This is a genomic window from Pseudomonas sp. Tun-23181 (assembly GCF_057415455.1).
In genome coordinates, this window is record NZ_CM171630.1 from 1,336,825 (window position 1) to 1,360,633 (window position 23,809).

At 66.7% G+C, this 23,809-nt stretch carries 20 protein-coding genes; 15 read left to right on the forward strand and 5 right to left on the reverse strand.

Going from position 1 to position 23,809, the window contains the following annotated elements; genetic code table 11:
- Positions 1-59 precede the first annotated feature (59 nt).
- The 9 genes from aldA to ACDI39_RS06665 all read left to right on the forward strand — a co-directional run bounded on the left by aldA (position 60) and on the right by ACDI39_RS06665 (position 11,513).
- Positions 60-1,484, forward strand: a complete 1,425-nt coding sequence (aldA, locus tag ACDI39_RS06625; protein ID WP_225789672.1) for an aldehyde dehydrogenase — start codon at positions 60-62, stop codon at positions 1,482-1,484.
- A 70-nt stretch (positions 1,485-1,554) separates the two neighbouring features.
- On the forward strand, positions 1,555-2,847 hold the full coding sequence (locus ACDI39_RS06630) for an MFS transporter (protein ID WP_225789673.1): 1,293 nt from the start codon (positions 1,555-1,557) through the stop codon (positions 2,845-2,847).
- Positions 2,844-4,061 carry a mandelate racemase/muconate lactonizing enzyme family protein gene (locus ACDI39_RS06635; protein WP_225789674.1) on the forward strand — a complete coding sequence of 406 codons (1,218 nt, stop codon included), beginning with the start codon at positions 2,844-2,846 and terminating at the stop codon, positions 4,059-4,061. The genes ACDI39_RS06630 and ACDI39_RS06635 overlap by 4 nt, the downstream gene beginning before the upstream one ends.
- Before the next feature lie 51 nt (positions 4,062-4,112).
- Positions 4,113-5,777 (forward strand): GMC family oxidoreductase, encoded by a 1,665-nt coding sequence (locus ACDI39_RS06640; RefSeq protein ID WP_225789675.1) that lies wholly within the window; start codon positions 4,113-4,115, stop codon positions 5,775-5,777.
- A 99-nt stretch (positions 5,778-5,876) separates the two neighbouring features.
- Positions 5,877-6,284 carry a DUF2946 family protein gene (locus ACDI39_RS06645; RefSeq protein WP_486538091.1) on the forward strand — a complete coding sequence of 136 codons (408 nt, stop codon included), beginning with the start codon at positions 5,877-5,879 and terminating at the stop codon, positions 6,282-6,284.
- Between the two features lie 66 nt (positions 6,285-6,350).
- Positions 6,351-8,501, forward strand: coding sequence for a TonB-dependent receptor (locus ACDI39_RS06650; RefSeq protein WP_486538093.1), 2,151 nt, complete (start codon positions 6,351-6,353; stop codon positions 8,499-8,501).
- A gap of 210 nt (positions 8,502-8,711) precedes the next feature.
- A complete protein-coding gene (locus tag ACDI39_RS06655) occupies positions 8,712-10,058 on the forward strand; it encodes an MFS transporter (RefSeq protein ID WP_253080325.1) in 1,347 nt (448 codons plus the stop codon).
- Positions 10,059-10,218: 160 nt separating this feature from the next.
- On the forward strand, positions 10,219-10,668 hold the full coding sequence (gene aroQ / locus ACDI39_RS06660) for a type II 3-dehydroquinate dehydratase (protein WP_225789679.1): 450 nt from the start codon (positions 10,219-10,221) through the stop codon (positions 10,666-10,668).
- Complete coding sequence (locus tag ACDI39_RS06665) at positions 10,665-11,513, forward strand: shikimate dehydrogenase (RefSeq protein WP_253080326.1); 849 nt, start codon at positions 10,665-10,667, stop codon at positions 11,511-11,513. Before aroQ ends, ACDI39_RS06665 begins: the two co-directional genes overlap by 4 nt.
- 62 nt (positions 11,514-11,575) lie before the next feature.
- Here the strand turns inward: ACDI39_RS06665 and ACDI39_RS06670 are convergent, their stop codons facing one another.
- Together ACDI39_RS06670 and ACDI39_RS06675 are read right to left on the reverse strand one after the other, a co-directional pair.
- On the reverse strand, positions 11,576-12,142 hold the full coding sequence (locus tag ACDI39_RS06670; protein ID WP_225789681.1) for a thioredoxin family protein: 567 nt from the start codon (positions 12,140-12,142) through the stop codon (positions 11,576-11,578).
- Entirely contained in the window at positions 12,132-12,407 is a 276-nt protein-coding gene (locus tag ACDI39_RS06675) for a DUF2790 domain-containing protein (protein WP_253080327.1), read from the reverse strand. Before ACDI39_RS06675 ends, ACDI39_RS06670 begins: the two co-directional genes overlap by 11 nt.
- A 219-nt stretch (positions 12,408-12,626) precedes the next feature.
- On the opposite strand from ACDI39_RS06675, the gene ACDI39_RS06680 reads away from it, so the two are divergent.
- From ACDI39_RS06680 to ACDI39_RS06700, 5 genes are all read left to right on the forward strand, one after another.
- Complete coding sequence (locus ACDI39_RS06680; RefSeq protein WP_225789683.1) at positions 12,627-13,367, forward strand: response regulator; 741 nt, start codon at positions 12,627-12,629, stop codon at positions 13,365-13,367.
- Complete coding sequence (locus ACDI39_RS06685; RefSeq protein WP_225789684.1) at positions 13,364-14,650, forward strand: sensor histidine kinase; 1,287 nt, start codon at positions 13,364-13,366, stop codon at positions 14,648-14,650. Before ACDI39_RS06680 ends, ACDI39_RS06685 begins: the two co-directional genes overlap by 4 nt.
- Before the next feature lie 211 nt (positions 14,651-14,861).
- Positions 14,862-15,485: a ferric reductase-like transmembrane domain-containing protein gene (locus tag ACDI39_RS06690; RefSeq protein ID WP_225789685.1), complete on the forward strand. Its 624-nt coding sequence runs from the start codon at positions 14,862-14,864 to the stop codon at positions 15,483-15,485.
- A 16-nt stretch (positions 15,486-15,501) separates the two neighbouring features.
- Positions 15,502-15,999: an HvfX family Cu-binding RiPP maturation protein gene (locus ACDI39_RS06695; RefSeq protein ID WP_225789686.1), complete on the forward strand. Its 498-nt coding sequence runs from the start codon at positions 15,502-15,504 to the stop codon at positions 15,997-15,999.
- A gap of 163 nt (positions 16,000-16,162) precedes the next feature.
- Positions 16,163-17,140 carry a GlxA family transcriptional regulator gene (locus ACDI39_RS06700; protein WP_225789687.1) on the forward strand — a complete coding sequence of 326 codons (978 nt, stop codon included), beginning with the start codon at positions 16,163-16,165 and terminating at the stop codon, positions 17,138-17,140.
- Positions 17,141-17,172: 32 nt separating this feature from the next.
- Here the strand turns inward: ACDI39_RS06700 and ACDI39_RS06705 are convergent, their stop codons facing one another.
- The gene (locus tag ACDI39_RS06705; RefSeq protein WP_486538098.1) at positions 17,173-18,492 is read right to left on the reverse strand and encodes an MFS transporter; all 1,320 of its coding nucleotides are present in this window, start codon (positions 18,490-18,492) and stop codon (positions 17,173-17,175) included.
- Positions 18,493-18,750: 258 nt separating this feature from the next.
- Positions 18,751-19,962 carry a M24 family metallopeptidase gene (locus ACDI39_RS06710; RefSeq protein WP_225789689.1) on the reverse strand — a complete coding sequence of 404 codons (1,212 nt, stop codon included), beginning with the start codon at positions 19,960-19,962 and terminating at the stop codon, positions 18,751-18,753.
- Positions 19,963-20,154: 192 nt separating this feature from the next.
- Here ACDI39_RS06710 and ACDI39_RS06715 point away from each other — a divergent pair, with 192 nt between their 5' ends.
- The gene (locus ACDI39_RS06715) at positions 20,155-21,330 is read left to right on the forward strand and encodes a cupin-like domain-containing protein (RefSeq protein ID WP_253080328.1); all 1,176 of its coding nucleotides are present in this window, start codon (positions 20,155-20,157) and stop codon (positions 21,328-21,330) included.
- 57 nt (positions 21,331-21,387) lie between these two features.
- Here ACDI39_RS06715 and katG read toward each other — a convergent pair whose 3' ends face one another.
- Positions 21,388-23,631 (reverse strand): catalase/peroxidase HPI, encoded by a 2,244-nt coding sequence (katG, locus tag ACDI39_RS06720; RefSeq protein WP_225789691.1) that lies wholly within the window; start codon positions 23,629-23,631, stop codon positions 21,388-21,390.
- Positions 23,632-23,809: the final 178 nt, after the last annotated feature.

Sequence of the window (23,809 nt, forward strand, 5' to 3'; positions counted from 1 at the left end):
GGCCCCGCGCCCGCTGGCCAGCCTTCGTGGGCCCGTTCAACCCGCAAGCGGAACCCTCCATGCGTACAGAGCAGAACTTCATCGACGGACGCTTCGTCGAGCCGATCGCCAATCAACGGCTGACCGTGCTTAACCCCGCCACCGGCCAGGTCGCCGGCAGCGTGGCTGCCGCCAGCCATGAACAAGCCATCCACGCCGTCGCGGCCGCCACGCGCGCTCAGCGCGCCTGGGCGGCGCTGCCGGCAATCGAGCGCGGCCAGCACCTGCGCCGCCTGGCCGATGCCCTGGAGGCCTGCGCCGACGACATCGGCGCAGCGCTGGCCGCCGAATCCGGCAAGGCCCCCGATGAAGCCCGCAACGAAGCGCTGTACGCTGCCGAGATCACCCGCTACCACGCCGAGTGGGCACGGCGCATCGAGGGCGAGGTGATCCCCAGCGACAGCCGCGACGAGACGATTCTGCTCAAGCGCGAGCCCATCGGCGTGGTCGCCTGCCTGATCCCGTTCAACTACCCGGTCTACACCTTGCTACGCAAGGTCGCCCCAGCCCTCATCGCCGGCAACACGGTGGTGGTGCGGCCGAGCAACAACACACCGCTGTCGGCCTTCGCCATCGCCCGCGCCGTGCGCCGGGCACAGCTGCCGAATGGCGTGGTGAACATCCTGGCCATGCAACACGAAGTGGCCGCCACCCTGTGCACCCAGCCCACCGTGGGCATGATCACCCTGACCGGCAGCGTGCGTGCCGGGCGCACAGTGCTGGAGTACTGCAAGGCCAACATTGCCAAGCCATCGCTGGAGCTGGGCGGCAAGACCCCGGCGATCATCGAGGCCGATGCCGACCTCGAGGCTGCGGCAACGGCCATCGTGGCGTCCAAGACCACTCACTGCGGCCAGTTGTGCACCGCCATCGAACGGGTCTATGTACAGGCCAGCGTGCATGACCGTTTCCTCGCCCTGCTGCGCGAGCGATTCGCCGCCGTACGCTGCGGCGACCGGGCCATCGACCCGGCCTGCATGGGCCCGCTGGTCAGCGCCGCCGCCCGCGAGGAGATCCACGCCAAGGTCCAGCGCGCCATCGCCGCCGGTGCCCACCTGGAAGCCGGTGGCTACTGGCCGGCCGGCGCGGGCAACTTCTACCCCGCCACCTTGCTCAGCCATTGCCGCCAGGACATGGAGATCGTCCAGGAAGAGACCTTCGGCCCGGTGTTGCCGGTGCTGTCCTACGACACTCTGGACGACGCCCTGGCCATGGCCAACGACCACCAGTTCGGCCTGTCGTCGGTGCTCTACAGCGAGCACTACCGCAGCGCCATGAAGGTGGCCAGTGCCATCGAGGCCGGCGAGCTGTACGTCAACCGCACCCCTGCCGACCCGTACCAGGGCTACCACGCCGGCTGGAAGCGCTCGGGGCTCGGCGGTGACGACGGCAAGCACGGCATGCTCGAGTTCACCCAGACGCGCCTGGTGGTGCTCAAGCATTGACCGACACCGGCGCGCGGCCCGTGCGCCCTTCGCAACCCTTGGGGCGACAGCCCCGCCCGCGAGAACCACAATGAAAAAAACAATAAATACCGAGGCACTTGCCGTGCCCGCAGCTGCCGCCAACCTGTCCCGCTACCTGCAGTTGGCGTTGCTGGTGCTGGCCGCCGGGGGCATCTATCCGATGCTGTACCTGCGCCAGGTGTACCAAAGCACCATGCTCGAGGCCCTGGCCATCAGCAACAGCGAGCTGGGCTACCTGTACTCGATCCTCGGCACCGCCTTCCTGGTCAGCTACCTGCCCAGCGGCTGGCTGGCCGATCGCCTGTCGCCGCGCTTGCTGATCAGCTTCTCGCTGGTCGCCACCGGCCTGCTCGGTGTGTGGTACGCCCAGTTGCCGGGCTTCGAATCGCTGCTGGCGATCTTCTGCGGTTTCGGCATCACCACCGGGCTGACCTTCTGGGCATCGCTGATCAAGCGGGTCAAGATGATCGCCGGTGAGGCCGAGCAGGGCCGCTTCTTCGGCGTACTGGACGGTGGCCGCGGGTTGGTCGAGGCGCTGCTGGCGACCGTCGCCATCGCCCTGTTCGCCCAGGTTGCCGACGACAATGCCGGCAGCGCCCTCGGCTTGACCCGGGTGATCCACTTCTACGCTGCCTGCTGCGTAGTGCTCGGCCTGCTATTGGTGCTGGTGCGCGACCCGCAGGGCAAGGCCCGCGACGGCTCCCCCCGGGAGAAGGCCAACCTGCTGCACGACCTGCGCACCCTGGCGGCGATCCCCGAACTGTGGTTGGTCACCGCCATCGTCTTCTGTGGCTATCACTTCTTCTGGGCCACCTACAGCTTCTCGGCCTACCTGCAGGAAGGCGGTTTCGGCCTGAGCGCCACCGCCGCCGGCCTGATCACCACCCTCAAGCTGTGGATGCGGCCGCTGGGCGGCATCGGTGGCGGCTGGCTGGGTGACCGCTACTCGAAGGTTGGCGTGCTGGCCTGGGCGATGGTCCTGGCGGCGCTGGGCATGATCGGCCTGATCGTGCTGCCGAGCCTGCGCGCATTGGGCGTACTGGTATTCCTGGTGATCTTCATCGGCCTGATGACCTACGCCATCCGCGGCCTGTACTGGGCGATCCTCGACGACTGCCAGGTACCGCTGCGGGTCACCGGCCTGGCCATCGGCATCATCTCTCTGGTCGGCTACTCGCCGGACGTGTTCCTGCCTCTGCTCAATGGCTGGATCATCGACCGCTTCCCCGGTTTTCTCGGCTACCAGATCTATTTCTCCTACGTCGTGGCGATGGGCCTGCTCGGTGTCGTCGCCACCCTGGTCCTGAACAGACGCATTCAAGCAAAGGCAGGCAAAGCATGAAGATCGTATCCCTCCAGACCCACGTGGTGGCGGTACCGCCACCGCACATCGGCGGCATGTACTGGCTGTTCGTGACGCTCAAGACCGACTGCGGCATCGAAGGCGTCGGCGAGATCTACGCGGCGACCTTTCACCCCCGTGCCATGGTACCGGTGATCGAGGACGTGTTCGCCCGCTACCTGCTCGACCAAGACCCGCACCATATCGAGCGTTTCTTCCGCCGCGCCTATTCCAGCGGTTTCACCCAGCGCCCGGACCTGACCATGATGGGCGTTGTCAGCGGCCTGGAGATGGCCTGCTGGGACATCATCGGCAAGGCGGCGAACAAGCCGGTGTACGAATTGCTCGGCGGCCAGGTGCACGAACGCCTGCGCGCCTACACCTATCTGTATCCGCTGAACGCACGCGGCGAATACGACTACAGCGACCCGGACCTGGCCGCCGAGTGCGCCGTACAGAACATGCAACTGGGCTTCACCGCACTGAAGTTCGACCCGGCCGGCCCCTACACAGCGTTCTCCGGCCACCAACTATCGCTGGAGGTGCTGGAGCGTTGCGAGGCCTTCTGCCGACGCATCCGCGAGGCGGTCGGCAACCACTGCGACCTGCTGTTCGGTACCCATGGGCAGATGGTGCCGTCCTCGGCCATCCGCCTGGCCAGGCGCCTGGAGAAGTACGACCCGTTGTGGTTCGAAGAGCCGATCCCGCCGGGCCAGGAAGAGGCCATGGGCCAGGTCGCGGCGAAGACCAGCATCCCCATCGCCACCGGTGAGCGGCTGACCACCAAGTACGAGTTCTTCAGGCTCATGCAGGCCGGCGGCGCCTCGATCCTGCAGATGAACGTCGGGCGCTGCGGTGGCCTGCTCGAAGGCAAGAAGATCGCCAGCATGGCCGAGGCCTACTACGCGCAGATCGCCCCGCACCTGTACAACGGCCCGATCGGCGCAGCGGCGAGCTTCCAGCTGGCCGCCTGCACGCCGAACTTCCTGATCCAGGAAAGCATCGGTACCTGGGACGGCTTCCACGCCGAGATCCTGAAGAAACCGTTGCAGTGGGAGGACGGCTACATCATCCCCTCCCGCGAACCGGGCCTGGGGGTCGAGCTGGACATGGCGGTGGTGCGTCGCCACAGCGGCTACGAGGGCGAGCGCCTGCACCTGCAGATGGCGCCGGACCCGGTCGACGTCAAGGACGTCTCGCCAGCCAAGGGCTGAGCGCCGTGCCGCTCCCAGGGAGCGGCCCTCCATTCACAGGGTTAGCTATACATGAAAGATTTCGACTACATCATCGTCGGCGCCGGATCGGCCGGCTGCATCCTCGCCGCACGCTTGAGCGCGTGTGGCCGCTACAACGTGTTGCTGCTCGAGGCCGGCGGCAAGGACAGCTCGCCGTGGTTCAAGCTGCCGGTGGGTTTTGCCAAGCTCTACTACAACCCCACCTTCAACTGGATGTACTACAGCCAGCCCCAGGCCCAGTTGGCCGGGCGCAGCCTGTATGCACCACGGGGCAAGGTCCAGGGCGGCTCCGGCTCGATCAACGCAATGATCTACGTGCGCGGCCAGGCCCATGACTTCGACGACTGGGCGGCCAACGGCGCCGAAGGCTGGTCGTTCAAGGACGTGCTGCCATATTTTCGCAAGCTCGAGTCCCACCCGGCCGGCGACAGCGAGTACCACGGCGCCAGCGGGCCGATCGGCATCACGCCGATGAAGGGCCAGGCACACCCGATCTGCGACGCCTTCCTCGAGGCCTGCGGCCAGCTCGGCTACCCGCGCAGCGAGGACTTCAACGGCAAGCGCTTCGAAGGTGCTGGTATCTACGACGTCAATGTGCGCGACGGCCGCCGTTGCTCCAGCAGCTTCGCCTACCTGCACCCGGCCCTGGGCCGGCGCAACCTCAGCGTGGAGCACCATGCGCTGGTCGAATGCGTGCTGTTCGAGGGTTCGCGCGCCAGCGGCGTGCGCATTTCCCAGCGCGGGGTACAGCGCACGTTCCACGCCAGGCATGAGGTGATCCTCGCCGCTGGCGCGGTGGATACCCCGAAGATTCTCCAGTTGTCCGGCATCGGCGACCGTGCGCTGCTATCGCAGCACGGTATCGAGACCCTGCATCACCTGCCGGCGGTGGGCAAGAACCTGCAGGATCACCTGTGCGTGAGCTATTACTACAAGGCCAGCGTGCCGACACTCAACGATGCATTCGGCTCGCTGCTCGGCAAGCTCAGGCTCGGCCTGCAGTACCTGCTGACCCGCAAAGGCCCGCTGGCGCTCAGCGTCAACCAGGCCGGCGGTTTCTTTCGCAGCGACGAGCACCAGCCGTACCCCAACCTGCAGCTGTATTTCAACCCGCTGTCGTACCGAATCCCCAAGAGCAACAAGGCCAGCCTGGAGCCAGAGCCTTATTCCGGCTTCCTGCTGTGCTTCAACCCATGCCGCCCAACCAGCCGTGGCGAGATCCGCATCGCCTCGCGCGACCCGGCCGCCCCGGCGCTGATCGACCCGAACTACCTGAGCACGCAGAAGGACATCGACGAAGCTATCCAAGGCAGCCGACTGGTACGCCGCATCATGCAGGCACCGGCGCTCGAGGCGATCACCCTGGAGGAAGTGCTGCCCGGCCCGACGGTGGACGACGACCAAGCCATGCTCCAGTACTTTCGCGAGAACTGCGGGTCGATCTACCACCTGTGCGGCAGTTGTGCCATGGGGAGCGACACGGCCACCACGGTGGTGGACAGCCGCCTGGCGGTACACGGGCTGCAAGGGCTGCGCATCGTCGACGCCTCGGTGTTCCCCAACGTGACCTCGGGCAATACCAATGCGGCGGTGATGATGGTGGCGGAGAAAGGGGCGGACCTGATCCTCGAGGATGCCGCACGCGAACAGCCCACCGCGGAGGCCCAAACCGAGCCGGCGCGGCGTTCGGCCTGAAGCAGGGCCGGCTTTACGGCCGCCCCCAACCGGCATTGCGACAATCCACCACACCGGCCCTCTATCCCGGCGATCCATCCGAATGATAGATTCGCCGCCATGAAAACCTCCCGCCGGACACGCTCGCTGACCGCCTGGACGCTCTACGCCAGCGTCCTGTTCAGCCTATTGCTGTGCGGCCTGCACCACGGCCAGATGAACGGCCTGCGCCTGGCCGGGCTGGAAGGTGGTTTCTGCTCGGTGTCCAGCGACCATGGCCCGGCCATCGACCTGGCCGGTGCTGGCGGCGATGCGCACATGGCCCAGCTCGACTGCCCGGTGTGCTCGTCCTTCGCCCTGGCTGTCCCGCTGTCCACTGCCGGCTGGTCCTTCGCCGCGCGCCAGGGCAACGCCCCCTCACCTATCGTCGTACGCAGTTGGGCGCAGCCGCCGCCGCGCGACCTGCGCCCGGCCCTCAATCCTCGCGCCTCCCCCGCCGTCCTTCCCACAGCAGCAACCTACGCCTGACCTTGGCCGGGCGCACTGGCGTGCGCGGCCGGTCAGCCATGACCTTTGCGTGGAAGACACAACAACATGATTCGCAACACCTCCCTGGTGCTCCTGTTGGGCACCTGCACCTCTGCCTGGGCGGCCCCTGCGCCCATCGAACTGACCGCCACCACCGTCGATGGCGAACGCGAAGCCCCCTCGGGCGTGCAACTGGACGAACCGATCCGCACCGGCTCGCGGCTTGGCCTGACGGCACGGCAGACACCCGCCTCGGTGAGCGTCTCGGACCGCAACGTGATCGAGGCGCGCGGCGCCAAGGACACCCAGGACGTGATCAATGCCATGACCGGAGTGAACGCCTCGGCCAACCCAGGCTATGGCGGCTTCGTGTCCTACCGGGGCTTCACCCAGAACCAGGTCACCCAGCTGTTCAACGGCATCAACCTTGGCTACAGCAGCGCCACCCGCCCGCTGGACGCCTGGGTGATCGACCGCGTCGAGCTGATCGGCGGGCCGTCGTCGTTCCTGCATGGCGCCGGCGCCGTGGGCGGCTCGATCAACTACATCAGCAAGCTGGCCAGCCGCGACGCACAGACCTTCGACGGCCGGCTGCGCTACGGCAGCTACGATGATTCCGAGATCGCCTTCGGCATCAACCAGGCCCTGGCCGACAACCCCGCCGATGCCCGGCATTTCGCCCGCCTGGACTTCAGCCACGGGCATGGCAACGGCTATGTCGACCGCAACGAACGCTGGACCGACAGCCTGGCCTTCTCCGTGCTCAGCGACCTGTCGCCCAACCTCACCCATACCCTGGCACTGGAGTACCAGGAGGACAAGGAAGACAGCCCCTACTGGGGCTCGCCGATCCTGCCGGGCCGCAGCACCATGAAGATCGACAAGAGCCGCCGCTTCGAGAACTACAACGTCGGCGACGGCCGCTACGAACAGCGGGTGCGCTGGGTGCGCTCGATCCTCGATTACCAGCTCGGCGACAGCACCAGCGTGCAGAACACCCTGTACCACAACAACGCCGAGCGCGACTATCGCAACCTCGAAAGCTACCGCTACGACAACGACGGCAAGGTCGTGCGCGCCAGCCCCTACCTGCAGCGCCACCAGCAGAACGTGCTGGGCGACCGAGTAGAGCTGCGCCACGACAACCAGGTGCTGGGCCTGGCCAGCCAGTGGTCGCTGGGCCTGGACTACTCGCGCATGCGCCAGACCCTGTACCCGACCTCCGGCAGCTGGAGCGACGTGGTCGACCCGGAGCATTTCGATCCGGGCAGCTTCGATGACATCCCCGGGGTGAACGCGGGCCTCACCAAGCAACGCCGCCACGAGGTGACCAACCGTGCCCTGTTCGCCGAGAACCGCTTGCAGCTGACCGAACGCCTGGCCCTGCTCACCGGCCTGCGCTACGACTACCTGGACATGGAGGTGACCAACTATGGCACGGTCACGCCCACCAGCCCGGCGTTCTTCGAACGGCGCTGGGAGCCGCTGAGCGGCCGTGTGGGGCTGACCTACGAGCTGACACCTTCGGCCAGCGTCTACCTGCAGTACAGCACCTCCGCCGACCTGCCTGCCGGCTCGCTGGCCTCGGCGACCTACTCCAACGTGGGCCTGTTCGACCTGTCCAAGGGCGAGCAGTGGGAGGCCGGCAGCAAGTTCGACTTCCTCGACGGGCGTGGCGCGGCGACCGTGGCGGTGTACCAGATCGTGCGCAAGGATTTCGCCGTGCGCGATTCCCGCGATCCCAACCTGACCGTCCAGGCCGGCCAGCAGACCTCTCGCGGCATCGAGCTGTCCGCGCGCCTGCAGGTCACGCCGCAACTGCTGGCCGAGGCCAACTATGCCTATGTCGACGCGCAGTACGACGAATTCAACGAGGCAGTCAATGGCGTGTCGGTGTCGCGCAAGGGCAATGCCCCGGTGAACGTGCCGGCCAACGTCGGCAACCTGTGGCTGACCTACAGCTTCGGCCCGGCCTGGGCGGTGGGGATGGATGCGCGCTATGTCGACTCGGTGTACGCCGATAATGCCAACACCCTCAAGGCACCGGCCTACACCCTGCTGGGCGCCTTCGCCCGCTACCGGTTGGACGAACACACCGCGCTCACCGCACGGGTGCGCAACCTGACCGATGAGCTGTATGCCAAGCAGGCCTATGGCGGGCAGTACTACATGGGCGCGCCGCGGACGTTCGAGGTGGCCATGGACCTGCGCTTCTGAGGGGCCAGGCGAGGGCTGGCTGAGGCCCCTGCCTTGGGGCCGCTTCGCGCCACGGAAGACCGGTACGGCGGTCGAAACAGGCATCCCGATGTCGCCCATGAAGAAGCACCCGCCCCCCGCTGCCGGTCTACTGGGCCAGACAACAACGATGGCGCGGCCTGACCGCGCCACTTCCGTCCAGGCTGCCTACCCAGACCGGAGAGCATCCGCATGCCCGCACCCCATGAGGTATCCCCCGCCACCCTGCGCCGGGTGATCGCCGCCTCGGCCATCGGCAACTTCGTCGAATGGTTCGACTTCGCCGTCTATGGTTTCCTCGCCACCCTGATCGCCAGCCAATTCTTCGCCAGCGGCGATGCCAGTGTCGCCCTGCTCAAGACCTTCGCCGTGTTCGCCGTGGCCTTCGCCCTGCGTCCGCTGGGTGGCATCGTCTTCGGCGCGCTGGGCGACCGCCTGGGGCGCAAGCGCATCCTGTCGCTGACGATCCTGCTGATGGCTGGCTCCACCACCCTGATCGGCCTGCTGCCGACCTACGCCAGCATCGGCCTGGCCGCCCCGGCGCTGCTGACCCTGGCCCGCTGCCTGCAAGGCTTTTCCGCCGGCGGCGAATACGCCGGCGCCTGTGCCTACCTGATGGAACATGCCCCCAACGACAAGCGCGCCTTCTATGGCAGCTTCGTCCCTGTCTCGACCTTCTCCGCCTTCGCCTGCGCGGCCGTGATCGCCTACGCCCTGGAAGCCAGCCTGTCGCCCGAGGCGATGAACGCCTGGGGTTGGCGCATTCCCTTCCTGGTGGCCGCGCCCCTGGGGCTGGTCGGCCTCTACCTGCGTTGGCGCATGGAGGAAACGCCGGCGTTCCGCGAAGCCATGGCGCAGGGCAAGCAGGGTAAAGAGCACGCCCATTCGCCGCTCAAGGAAACCCTGCGCCACCATGGCCGGGCGATCCGCAACCTCGGAGCGTTCATCTCGCTGACGGCGCTGTCGTTCTACATGTTCACCACCTACTTCTCCACCTACCTGCAGATGGTCGGCAACCTGACCCGCGCCCAGTCGCTGCTGGTGTCCACCGTGGCCCTGCTGTTCGCTGCCGTCGGCTGCCCGCTGGCCGGGGCCTTTTCCGACCGGGTCGGCCGGCGCCGGACCATCGGCTTCACCTGCCTGTGGGTGATGGTGGCGGTGTTCCCGGCCTACTGGCTGGCCAGTTCCGGGTCGCTGTCCGGGGCGCTGCTGGGGGTGATCCTGCTGGCGATCGGCGCCCTGCTCAGCGGTGTGGTCACCGCCGCGCTGCTCTCGGAGAGCTTCCCGACCCGCACCCGCTACACCGCCTCGGCAATCACCTACAACGTGGCCTACACCCTGTTCGGCGGCACCGCACCGCTGGTGGCCACCTGGCTGATCAGCCAGACCGGCAGCAGCCTGGCGCCGGCGTTCTACCTGGTGGTCATCGCCCTGGTAGCGCTGGTGGGAGGGCTGGCCCTGCCGGAAACCTCGCGGATCTCGCTGCATGACGAAAGCTGCGGCAGCCAGCAGCCCCAGGCGGTCAAGGAGCTCGGTTAGGCGCTGTACCCGGCGTGCTCTTCGCGGCGGGGTTGGTTCAGGCAACCCCGCCGCGTTCGATAATCGCCCACTTTCATTCGCCAACGGTGCCCTTCAATTGACGAAACTAACCAGGTAGTACAATTATCAGGCATCCAACAACAACAAAGCGATGCCCGCCATGACACCCTTGATCCTCGTGCTCAACGGCCCCAACCTGAACCTGCTCGGCACCCGCGAGCCGGCCAACTACGGCCATGAAACCCTTGCCGACCTGGCCCACGGCTGCGCCGACAGCGCGCACGCGCTGGGCCTGCAGATCGAGTTCCGCCAGACCAACCACGAAGGCGAGCTGATCGACTGGATCCACGCTGCCCGCGGCCGTTGTGCCGGAATCCTGATCAACCCCGGTGCCTGGACCCACACCTCGGTGGCGATCCGTGACGCCCTGGTGGCCAGCGAACTGCCGGTGATCGAGGTGCATCTGTCCAATGTGCACAAACGCGAGCCGTTCCGGCACATCTCGTTCGTGTCGTCGATCGCCATCGGGGTCATCTGCGGCCTGGGTAGCCACGGCTACCGCCTGGCTCTGGCACACTTCGCCCGGTTGCTCGGGGAGCAGGCCGCATGAACCGCCCGAGCATCCTCGCCGGGCTGATCGGCCGCGGCATCCAGGCCTCACGCACCCCGGCGCTGCACGAACGCGAAGGCGATGCCCAGGCCCTGCGCTACCTCTACCGGCTGATCGATGCCGACCAACTGGGCCTGGACGACAGCGCCCTGCCCGGCCTGCTCGAGGCCGCCCAGCACACCGGCTTCACCGGGCTGAACATCACCTACCCCTTCAAGCAGGCGATCCTGCCGCTGCTCGACGAACTGTCGGAGGAGGCCCGCGGCATCGGTGCGGTGAATACCGTGGTGCTCAAGGATGGCAAGCGGGTCGGCCACAATACCGATTGCCTGGGCTTCGCCGAAGGCTTCCGGCGTGGCCTGGCGGACGTGGCGCGACACCAGGTGGTACAGATGGGCGCCGGTGGCGCGGGCTCGGCGGTGGCCCATGCCTTGCTCGGCGAAGGGGTTCGGCGGCTGGTGCTGTTCGATGTGGACAGCGCCCGTGCCCAGGCGCTGGTGGACAATCTCCAAGCCCGCTTCGGCAACGATCGCGCCGTGCTGGGCACGGACCTGGCCGATGCACTGGCGACCGCCGACGGCCTGGTCAACACCACGCCGGTGGGCATGGCCAAGCTGCCTGGCACACCGGTGCCAGTAGAGCTGCTGCACGCCCGGCTATGGGTGGCGGAAATCATCTACTTCCCCCTGGAGACCGAACTGCTGCGCCATGCCCGGGCCCTGGGCTGCCGCACGCTGGACGGCGGGAGCATGGCGGTGTTCCAGGCGGTGAAGGCGTTCGAGCTGTTCAGCGGGCGGGTGGCGGATGCCGGTCGGATGCAGGCGCACTTCGCCAGTTTCCTGTGAAAGCGGGGGCGCTTCGCGCCCCAGCATCAGAACAAGCTTCAACCCGGCCCTTGCAATGGGCATCATTCGTGGCCGACTCGGTCCGAAGGGCTGGGTAATCGCTCATCCAACAACGCCTGGATCACCTTCTCCTGCCCGCCATAGTCACCCTCCCCGAAATGCACATGGCGCACCTGCCCCTGGCGATCGACGAAGTAATGGGCCGGCCAGGCCTGGTTACCCCAGGCGTTCCAGACCCGGTAGTCGTTGTCCACCGCCACCGGATAGCCGATGCCGAGCCTGGCCACCTGTCGGCGCAACTGGCCGATGTCGTGCTCGTAGTCGTACTCCGGCGTGTGCACACCGACCACCACCAGCCCCTGGTCGGCATAGCGCCGTGCCCAGTCGTCGACATGCGGCAGGCTGCGCTGGCAGTTGATGCAGTCCCAGGTCCAGAAGTCCACCAGCACCACCTTGCCCTTGAGCGCCTCGGTGTCCAGCGGCGGCGAGTTGAGCCAGGCGCTGGCGCCAGACAGCGACGGCATGGCGCCGTAGCTGTCGCGGGCCAACAACTGGCCGGCCAGGCCCAGCCCCGTCAGCGCCAGCAGCACGCCGCCGGCCTTCAGCAACAAGCGTCGATCAGCTTTCATGGCAACCGCCAGTGGCGTAGGTGCGGTATTCCACGCTCTGGTGCCGGCCCTGGGAGTCCAGGTAGTCCATGCGGGTGTTGACCACCCCGCAGGCATTGCTCTGGTCGTCCATCACCGACAGGACTTTTTGTACGTCCAGCCGGTCGCCATAGCGGTACTGCATCACCCGGCTGTCTTCCGTCGGGCTGGTCGCAGCCTGGGCGGCGATGGCACCGAGGCCGAGCACGGCGAACAGGCTGGCGCTGGCGAAGGTCTTGAAGTTCATGGCATCTCTCCTGTGCAAGGTTTGCAGGTGGGGAGTGGAATCTCCCCGGTCGAGAGCCATTTCACGCTCGCCAGGTATCGCGGATGTGTCCAAGCAGCGGGCGACGTGCTTCTTCCTGTATCCCTGGCGGCGCGGGATACACTGCAATACAAAACCCCGCAGGCAAGCGCCCCCGCCCCCGGTACACTGCGCCCATCCCACCCAGACAGGAACCCTCCGATGGAACACGTCGATCACATCCTGATCGTCGACGACGACCGGGAAATCCGCGAGTTGGTCGGCAACTACCTGAAGAAGAACGGCCTGCGCACCAGCATCGTCGCCGATGGCCGGCAGATGCGTACGTTCCTCGAGGCCAACAGCGTCGACCTGATCGTCCTCGACATCATGATGCCCGGCGACGACGGCCTACTGCTGTGCCGCGAACTGCGCGCCGGCAAGCATCGCAATACGCCGGTGCTGATGCTCACCGCCCGCAACGACGAAACCGACCGCATCATCGGCCTGGAGATGGGCGCCGACGACTACCTGACCAAGCCGTTCTCCGCCCGCGAGCTGCTGGCGCGGATCAACGCCGTGCTGCGCCGCACGCGGATGCTGCCGCCCAACCTGACCATCAGCGAAAGCAGCCGACTGATCGGCTTCGGCCACTGGCGCCTGGACACCACCGCCCGCCACCTGCTCGACACCCAAGGCACGCTGGTAGCCCTGAGCGGCGCCGAATACCGCCTGTTGCGGGTGTTTCTCGACCATCCGCAGCGGGTACTCAGCCGCGAGCAACTGCTCAACCTGACCCAGGGCCGCGAGGCGGACATCTTCGACCGCTCCATCGACCTGCTGGTCAGCCGCCTGCGCCAGCGCCTGGGCGACGATGCCCGCGAGCCGACCTGCATCAAGACCGTGCGCAGCGAGGGCTACGTGTTCTCCCTGCCGGTGCAGTTGCTCGAGTCGCCGTCATGAGGTGGCCACGTACCCTGGCCTCGCGCCTGGCCCTGATCTTCCTCACCGGGCTGGTACTGGCCTACGGGCTGTCGTTCAGCCTGCAGTTCTACGAGCGCTACATCAGCAGCCGCTCGATGATGCTGAGCAACCTGGAACTGGACGTGGCCACCTCGGTGGCCATCCTCGACCGCTTGCCGGCTGCCGAGCGCGCCACCTGGCTGCCGCGCCTGGCGCGCCACAGCTATCGCTACCGGCTGGACCAGGGCGAAGCCGGCCAAGCCATGCCCAGCGAGGCGCCCCCCATGGCTGCCGAGTCGATCGTCAAGGCGATCGGCCAGGACTATGCCCTGACCTTCCAGGAGATTCCCGGCCCGCATGCGCATTTCCAGGTACACCTGCGCCTGGCCGACGGCGCGCCGCTGACCATCGACGTCACCCCGGCGGGCGTGCCATTGGCGTCGTGGTTGCCGGTGGTGCTGCTGGTTCAACTGGTGCTGCTGTTGCTCTGCACCTGGCTAGCGGTACGCCTGGCGATCCGCCCGCTGACCCGCCTGGCCAGGGCGGTGGACGACCTCGACCCGGACCGGCCAGGCCCACAGCTGGACGAAAGCGGCCCTCGCGAGGTGCGCTACGCCGCCGTGGCCTTCAATGCCCTGCAGGCGCGTATCAGCGCCTACCTCAAGGAGCGCATGCAACTGCTGGCGGCCATCTCCCACGACCTGCAGACGCCGATCACGCGGATGAAGCTGCGGGTCGAGGTGATGGACGACGGCCTGGAGAAGGACAAGCTGTGGAGCGACCTGACGGCCATGGAGCATCTGGTGCGCGAAGGCGTGGCCTATGCCCGCAGCATGGACAGCAGTACCGAGGCGCCCTGCCGGGTCAACCTCGATGCCTTGCTCGACAGCCTGGTGTTCGACTACCAGGACAGCGGCGCGCAGGTCGAGCGCCTCGGCAGTACCGATGTCACCCTGCATACCCGCCCCCATGCCTTGCGCAGGGTGCTGGTGAACCTGGTGGACAATGCCCTGAAGTTCGCCGGGGCGGCGCAGCTGGAGGTCAGCCATCGAGATGGTGTCACGCGGATATGCGTACTCGACGACGGACCCGGTATTCCCGCCGACGAGCTGGACGAGGTGCTCAAGCCGTTCTACCGGGTCGAGGGTTCGCGCAACCGCAGTACCGGCGGTACCGGCCTGGGGCTGGCCATCGCCCAGCAACTGACCCAGGCCATGGGCGGGCAACTGACCCTGAGCAACCGGGCAGGTGGCGGGCTCTGTGCCCAGGTCGAGTTGAGGTGAAAGCGACCTTCCCCTTCGCGAGCAAAGCCACCGCTACAGCACCTGGGGCTGCTTTGCAGCCCCAATGCACGGCCACCTAGGCACCAACCTCTACACAACGATACACAACCCCCAGCCCACCGACACACTGCAGATACCCCGCCCCCGCACACTCCCGGACACATCAAGGCGACAGCCCCCGCCGTCGCCGGACACCCTGGGAGCCTCACGCATGAAACCTTCCGCCCTACCCTCCGGTTGGAGGCTGTTCGCCGCCCTGGCCGGCCTCACCCTGCTGATGACCGCCGTGGTACTGGCCGCCCACCCACTGGGCTCGGACGGCCTGCGCAGCGCCATCCGCGCCACGGCGCGCAGCTCCTTCGCGCTGTTCCTGCTGGCCTTCCTCGCCTCGTCGCTGGTCACCCTGCTGCCCGGGACCAGCAGCCGACGCCTGCTGCGTGAGCGGCGCTACCTGGGGCTGGCCTTCGCCTTCTCGCACAGCGTGCACGCCGTACTCATCTACCTCTATGCCCGGCAGTACCCCGAACTGTTCTGGGCAGGTCGCACGGTCACCTCCAGCCTGCCGGGCACGGTCGGCTACCTGTTCCTCCTGCTGCTGACCCTGACCTCGTTCAAGGCCCCCATGCGCCTGCTCGGCGCCGGCCCGTGGAAGGCCCTGCACAGCACCGGCAGCTGGGCCCTGGCGGCAGTGTTCTGCCTGTCGTTCTACAAGCGCATCCCCATGGGCGGCTGGTACCCGCTGGCCTTCGCCCTGATGTTCGCCGCCATCGCCCTCAAGTTCACCGCCAAGCTGGCCCAGCGCAAGCGTCGCGCCGTAGCCGTCCCTTCCTGCTGATTGCGAGATGCCCACCATGACCACCCTGACCCGCACCTTCGCCACCCTCGAGCGTTTCGGCCAATGGAGCGCCGACCTGCCGCTACGGCTGTTCCTGGCCTGGGAGTTCTTCGAATCCGGCTGGGAAAAATTCAACGGCAGCAACTGGTTCGCCGACCTGCAAGCGAGCTTTCCCTTCCCCTTCGACCTGTTGCCGCCAGACCTGAACTGGCAACTGTCGTTGTGGGCCGAGCTGCTCTGCCCGCTGCTGCTGTTGCTCGGCCTGGGCACCCGCCTGGCCTCGGCGGTACTGATGGTGGTGACCCTGGTGGCGATCGCCGCCGTGCACTGGCCGGCACACTGGTCGAGCCTGGCAGAGCTGGCGCAAGGCTATGCGATCACCGACCAGGGCCACGGCAACTTCAAGCTGCCGCTGATCTACCTGGTGGCCTTGCTGCCGCTGCTGCTCAAGGGTGCCGGTCGCCTGAGCCTGGACCACTGGCTGTGGGCCAGGCGCCGGGGCGCAGCGCTGTAGCGCTGCTCTTCCCGGGCATGGCTGCACCCGCTCAGCGGTGCATTCCGGCGCCTGCCATACAGGTGTACTATCAGGCCGCCACGACCCACGACAACAAACACCTCGAGGCTCGATTTTCTCTGCCCTGACGAACGATACCTCAGCCTGCACAGGAAGATCGGACATGCTCCAGCCCTCCCCAACCGCCCCCAGGACCTACGGTTTCCTGGTGCTACCCAACTTCACCACCATCGGCCTGGCCTCGGCGGTGGAGACCCTGCGCATGGCCAATCTGGCCGCCCGGCGCACCCTGTTTCGCAGTGTGCTCATCGCCGCCACCCCCGACCCGGTCACCGCCAGCAACGGCATGCGCATCCTGCCCGACCACGGCATCGCCGATGCCCCGGCGCTCGACGCCCTGTTCGTGGTGGGCGCCAACCCGATCAGCAACGACCGCAGCACCCGGCCACTGATCGACTGGCTGCGCCAACTGGCGCGCCAGCGCGTGCCGCTGGGCGGCATCTGCACCGGCAGCCATCTGCTGGCGCGGGCCGACCTGCTCAAGGGCTACCGTTGCACCATCCATTGGGAAGACATCGAGGCGCTGAAGGAGCGCTTTCCCGGCATCATCATCTCCAACCAGCTGTTCGAGCTGGACCGCGACCGCTACACCTGCTCCGGTGGCGTGGCTGCCATGGACATGATGCTGCAGCTGGTGGCGCGCCAAGATGACGGCCTGGCCATCGCCGCCAAGGCCGCCGAACTGCTGCTGTGCGATCGTGTACGTGGCGAGCGCGAGCGCCAGCGGGTACCCCTGCGTACCCTCCTGGGTACGGCCCAGCCCAAGCTCAGCCAGGTGGTGGCGATCATGGAGGCCAACCTGGAGGAGCCGCTGGGCCTGGAGGAGCTGGCCAGCCTCAACGACGTGACCGTGCGCCAGTTGGAGCGGCTGTTCCACAAGTACCTGCAGCGCACGCCCAGCCAGTACTACCTGGAGCTGCGCCTGTCACGGGCCCGGGAGCTGCTGCTGCGCAGCGATGCGCAGGTTCGCGAGATCGCCCTGGCCTGCGGCTTCACCTCGCCTGCGCATTTCTCCAAGAGCTACAGCCGCTTCTTCGGCCTGTCGCCGCTGGGTGAGCGGCGGCAGGCTTCGTTGCATTGAAGGGTATGAGGCTTGCCCTTCATCCCCAGGTTTCAGTCCTTCAACGCCCGGTGCGCCGTCTCCCGACAGGTCAGCATCGCCACCAGGGCCACCGCGGCCGCCGCCAGCAGGTACCCGGCCGGCGCCAGCTTGTTGCCCGTCAGCTGGATCAGCCAGGTAGCGATGAACGGCGCGGTCCCCCCGAACAACGCATTGGCGATGTTGAAGCTCAGGGCGAAGCCACTGAAGCGCACCCGGGTCGGGAAGATCTCGGCCAGCAGGCACGGCAAGGTGCCGTCGTTCATCGCCAGCATCGCGCCGAAGAGGATCTGGATCGCCAGGATCACCAACAGCGGCTGGTGGTCGAGCAGGCTGAACAGCGGCACGGTCAGGCCCAGGAACAGCAGCGAGGCGACCACCAGCATGGCCTTGCGGCCAAAGTGGTCGGACAGCCGGCCCATGAGGAAGATCAGGCCGATGTAGGTGGCCAGCGACACCGTCGAGGCGATGAACGAATCCCGCTCGCTCATGCCCATCTCGTTGGACAGGTAGGTGGGCATGTAGCTCAGCAGCAGGTAGAAGGCCACCGCGTTCAGGCAGGTCACGCCGATGCCGATGAGCACGGCACGCCAGTGCTGGGTCAGCAGTTCGCGGATCGGTGATGGCGTCGCGCAGGCCTTGCTTTCCAGACGCTGCTCCATCTCCAGGAACTTCGGCGTGTCCTGCAGGCTCATGCGGATGTAGCGGCCCACCAGGCCGAATGGCGCGGCCAGCAGGAATGGCAGGCGCCAGCCCCAGCTGTGCAGGTCCTCGGTGCTGAGCAGCGCGTGCAGGGTGGCGACGAAGGCCGCGCCGAACAGCAGGCCGGCCGCCGTGCTGGCGGGCACGATGCTGGTATAGAAACCTCGCCGGCCGGGCGGTGCGTACTCGGCGAGGAAGGCCGCGGCACCGGCGTACTCGCCCGAGGCGGAGAAGCCCTGCACCAGGCGGATCAGCAACAGCAGGCACGGTGCCCACAAGCCGATCTGCGCATGCCCCGGCAGGATACCGATACAGAAGGTCGACACCGACATGATCAGGATCGACCAGGACAATGCGTTGCGCCGACCATGCCGGTCGCCGAAATGCCCCCATACGACACCGCCCAGGGGGCGCACGATGAACGACAGGGCGAATACCGCGAAGGTGGCCAGCAGGCCGGTGGTCTTGTCCGCCTCGGGGAAGAAGGTGACGGCGATGATGGTGGCCAGGTAACCGTAGGCGGCGTAGTCGAACCACTCGACGAAGTTACCCATGAAGCTGGCCCGCGCGGCCTTGCGCAAGGCCTGGCGTTCGGCATCACGGGCCTGGACGCCGAGATCTGGTGTGCTCATGGTGGTAGTGCCAGGGAGACTCATCGCGCACCTCCGCGGACGGCGTGCGAAATACGGCTCGAGACACAGCAATCGTGACGCTGGGACATGACGGGTACCCTCTGTTCTTGTAGTTGGTGGCAGGGTCTAACGGTCACACTGGAGGTGTTTTTTCTTGGAAGAACGCGGCCACCTCCTGGCCGCAAGCGCCGCTGGCGCCAGTACCGCGCCCTTGGCGGGCCGGTCGGCAACCGACCGGCCCGCCAAGGGGCAACGCGATCACTTGCGGATGATGTTGTGCTCCGGGCCGTAGGGGAACTGGGTGATGTTCTCGGCGCCGCTCTCGTTGACGATCAGGATGTCGTGCTCACGATAGCCACCCGCGCCCGGCCGCCCCTCTGGCAGCATGATCATCGGCTCGATCGACACCACCATGCCCGGTTCCAGCACCGTATCGATGTCCTCGCGCAGCTCCAGGCCTGCCTCGCGGCCGTAGTAGTGGCTAAGGGTGCCGAAGGAGTGGCCGTAGCCGAAGGTGCGGTACTGCAGCAGGTCGTGGCGCAGGAAGATCTCGTTCAGCTCACGGGCGATGTCGCAGCAACGCATGCCGGGCTTGACCAGTTTCAGGCCCGCCTCGTGAACCTCGACATTGGCCTGCCACAGGCGCAGGTGCTCATCCGGGCAGTGGTCGAGGAACAGCGTGCGCTCCAGGGCGGTGTAGTAGCCAGCGATCATCGGGAAACAGTTGAGGCTGAGGATATCGCCCTTGTTCACCCGGCGGCTGGTGACCGGGTTGTGCGCGCCATCGGTGTTGATCCCGGACTGGAACCAGGTCCAGGTGTCCATCAGTTCGGCCTCGGGGAAGCTGCGGGCGATCTCGCGGACCATCGCCTGGGTGGCGTGCAGCGCCACTTCGTACTCGGGCACCTGGTCGCGCAGCGCCTCCACCACCGCCGCACCACCGATGTCGGCGATGCGTGCGCCATGACGGATCAGCGCCTGCTCCTCGCGCGACTTGATCATGCGCATGCGCATGCAGGGTGCAGCGATGTCCACCAGTTCGGCCTTGGGATAGCAGGCGGCGAGCTTGCCGTGGTTCTGCAGGTTGAGATGGTCGAACTCCACGCCGATGCGCGAGGCCAGCGGCAGGGCCTGCTGGATGGCGACGAAGAAGTTGTCGCGCTGCCAGTCGGTGTAGACGATGTTGTCGGTGCCGACCGTGCGCCGCCAGGGCTGGCCGCCGTCGATGTTGGCACTGATCGACACCACCTTGTCCTGGGTCACCACCAGCGCGTAGGGCCGACCGAAGGAACAGTAGAGGAAGTCGCTGTAGTAGTTGACGTTGTGGTACGAGGTGAAGATCGCCGCCTCGATGTCCTGCTCGGCCATGTAGGCACGCAGCCTGGCCTGGCGGGCGGCATATTCCTGCTCGGAAAAGGTCGGCTGGACCTTCTGGCCATTGCGGATGTTCAGGGTCTTGGGCATTTGCATGGTCGGGTATTCCTTGTCGTTGTGAGCACGCTGTTTCAGGCCGGTCGCCTGAGATGCATTGCAGCAGAACGCCCAAGGGAGCTTTTGTACCTATCCGACCTGGAATTGGCGAAATGGCCAGCGGCGCTGACGGATAAATTTCCCTACGCACGCCTCGTCTTCTGTTCAGAACAACCAACGAGAGAGCGTGCCGTGGACCTGCAGACCATTCTGGGCAAACTGTTTGCCAGCGCCGACAGCGTCGGCCTCAAGGGCCTCTTCCAGTTCGTCTTCGACGGCCATACCGCGCTCTGGTTCAAGGCCGGCGGCCAAGGGGGCAGCGGCCAGGGCCGACACCCGGCGGCGGATGTGACCATCGAGGTGGCCAGCGGCGACTTCATGAACATCATGGCCGGCAAGGCCAATGTCGAGGAGCTGTTCGCCAACGGCCGGCTGAAGATCGGGGGCAACCTGGGGCTGGCCACGCTGCTGCCCCAGGCGATTCACACGGCGCTACGCGGTACCCGTGCTCCTGCGGTCGAGGCCAATCGACGCTACCCGGCGCGGCCACGCGCCAGCGACCGGCTCTCGGCAAGCCAGGCGCCCCTGCTCGCCATACAACGCCGGCCACGCAGCGGCCTGTCGGTGGAGGAGTTCCGCGAACGCTACATGCGCCATGGCATCCCTGTGGTGATCAGCGACGCCCTGCACGACTGGCCGTTGTTCAGCATCGGCCGCCAGGCCTCGCTGGAGCTGTTCGCCAACCTGCAGGGCATCACGCGCCATGGCGACTACGTGAAGAAGACCTTCTCCACCGAGCGCGACTTCCGCTCCACCTCCATGGCCGAGTTCATCGCCAGCCTGGACGCGCCGGCACCCGCGACCCGCGACGGCCAACCGCCGGCCTACATGGGCAACAACATCTTGCCCACGCAGTTGCTCGAACATATCCGCTACCCCGCCTACTTCGAGCCCGACCAGTTCATCCCGCCGCGCATCTGGATCGGTCCGAAAGGCACCCTGACCCCGCTGCACCGGGACGACAGCGACAACCTGTTCGCCCAGGTGTGGGGGGAGAAGTCCTTCATCCTCGCCGCGCCCCATCACCGCGATGCCCTGGGCTGCTGGGCGACCTCGCCCAACGGCGGCCTGGAAGGCTGCGACGTCGACCCCAGAGCGCCGGACTTCGCGCGCTTCCCAGGGTGCAGAGCAGTGCATTTCATCGAGGTGATCCTGCAGGCTGGCGACCTGCTGTTCCTGCCGGAGGGGTGGTTCCACCAGGTGGAGTCGCGCTCCACCTCGTTGTCGGTGAATTTCTGGGTGGATTCCGGGCGCGGCTGGCAGCGCTCGCCCCTGCCCGAGGTGCAGGCCGGCCATCTGCCGGCTTGATGTGCCTGTCGGCAGCGACTAACGGCTTGGGGGCGCGAAGCGCCCCCATGACAACGATTACGCCAGGTCGAACCGATCCAGCTCCATGACCTTGTTCCAGGCCGCGACGAAGTCTTTGACGAACTTGTCCTTGCCGTCACCGCTGCCATACACCTCGCACAGGGCCCGCAGCTGGGCATGGGAGCCGAACACCAAGTCGACGCGGGTACCGGTCCACTTCACCTGGCCGGTCTTGCGGTCGCGGCCTTCGAAGGTCTCGTTGTCCTCGGAGGTCGGTTTCCACTCCACGCCCATGTCCAGCAGGTTGGTGAAGAAGTCGTTGCTGAGCACGCCCGGCCGGTCGGTGAACACGCCATGCTTGCTGCCGCCGGTATTGGCCCCCAGCACCCGCAGGCCACCGACCAGCACGGTCATCTGCGGCGCGGTGAGGGTCAGCAGTTGGGCCTTGTCCACCAGCAGCCGCTCGGCCTTGACACTGTAGCGGGCCTTGGAGAAGTTGCGGAACCCATCGGCCAACGGCTCCAGCACGCTGAACGACTCGACGTCGGTCTGCTCCTGGGAGGCGTCCATGCGCCCTGGCCTGAACGGGACGCGGACATCGTGCCCGGCATCCTTGGCGGCCTTTTCCACCGCTGCGTTGCCGGCCAGGACGATCAGGTCGGCCAGGGAGACCTTCTTGCCCGTGGCATTGAAGTCAGCCTGGATCTTCTCTAGCACTTTGAGCACCTTGTCCAACTGTTCGGGCTGGTTGGCCGCCCAGAAGCGTTGCGGCGCCAGGCGCAGGCGCGCGCCATTGACGCCACCGCGCTTGTCCGAGCCGCGGAAGGTGGACGCCGCGGCCCAGGCCGTGGCCACCAGTTCCGACACGCTCAGGCCCGAGGCCAGCACCTTGGTCTTGAGCTCGGCGATGTCCTGCTCGCCCACCAGCGGGTGGTCGACCGCCGGGATCGGGTCCTGCCAGAGCAGCTCCTCCTGGGGCATTTCCGGGCCCAGGTAGCGCGACAACGGGCCCATGTCACGGTGGATCAACTTGTACCAGGCGCGGGCGAAGGCGTCGGCCAGCTGGTCCGGGTTGTCCTTGAAGCGGCGGGCGATCGGCTCGTAGATCGGGTCGAAACGCAGGGCCAGGTCGGAGGTCAGCATGGCCGGGGCATGGCGCTTGCTCGGGTCGTGGGCATCGGGGATCTGCCCTGCCCCTTCGCCATTCTTCGGCCGCCACTGGTGGGCACCGGCCGGGCTCTTGGTCAGTTCCCAGTCGAACTTGAACAGGTTCTCCAGGTACTCGTTGCTCCAGCGGGTCGGGGTGGACGTCCAGATCACCTCCAGGCCGCTGGTGATGGTATCGGCGCCTTTACCGGTACCGTACTTGTTGTGCCAGCCCAGGCCCTGCATCTCCAGGCCCGCAGCCTCAGGCTCAGGGCCGACGTTCTCGGCCGAGGCGGCGCCATGGGTCTTGCCGAAGGCGTGCCCACCGGCGATCAGCGCCACGGTTTCCTCGTCGTTCATGGCCATGCGGCCGAAGGTCTCGCGGATGTCCTTGCCCGAGGCCACCGGGTCGGGGGTGCCGTCCGGGCCTTCCGGGTTGACGTAGATCAGGCCCATCTGCACGGCGGCCAGGGGGTTTTCCAGGTTGCGCCCAGGTGCCTCGTTGCGGCTCTCCTCGCTGCCGTGCAGTTGTGGCTGGGCTACCAGTGGGCCTTCGCCGCTGCTGGCGTAGCGCACGTCACCGCCGAGCCAGGTCGTTTCCGAGCCCCAGTAGACATCTTCGTCCGGCTCCCAGGCATCGACACGCCCGCCGGAGAAGCCAAAGGTCTTGAAGCCCATGGACTCGAGGGCGACGTTGCCGGTGAGGACGATCAGGTCGGCCCAAGAGATATTGCGGCCGTACTTTTGCTTGATCGGCCAGAGCAAACGCCGAGCCTTGTCGAGGCTGACGTTGTCCGGCCAGCTGTTGAGCGGGGCGAAGCGCTGCTGGCCAGAACCCGCACCGCCACGGCCGTCACCGATGCGATAGGTACCGGCGCTGTGCCAGGCCATACGGATGAACAGTGGGCCATAGTGGCCGAAGTCGGCCGGCCACCAGTCCTGGGAGTCGGTCATCAAGGCGTGCAGGTCTTGCTTGAGAGCCTGGAAGTCGAGGCTCTTGAACGCCTTGGCATAGTCGAAATCCGGCTCCATCGGGTCGGACTTGGACGAATGCTGGTGAAGGATCCTGAGATTCAGGTAGTCAGGCCACCAGTCTTGGAGGGTGGGGCCGCCACCTGCGGTTTGATGGAACGGGCATTTCGATTCGTTCGCCATCTGCGTTTACCTTTGGGTCGGTTATCCAGATTTCCGGTCTATGCCAGGTATTCGATCAGCCGAGCACGGTGGCTCATGCCTACCCCTCATCAGGTCTGGTCGGTCTCGCGCCGACACGGGCTTGCGAAGCGCTGGCGGGCGTTGGACGGCAGGTACGGGCACGCCGCCTGCGCGTTTT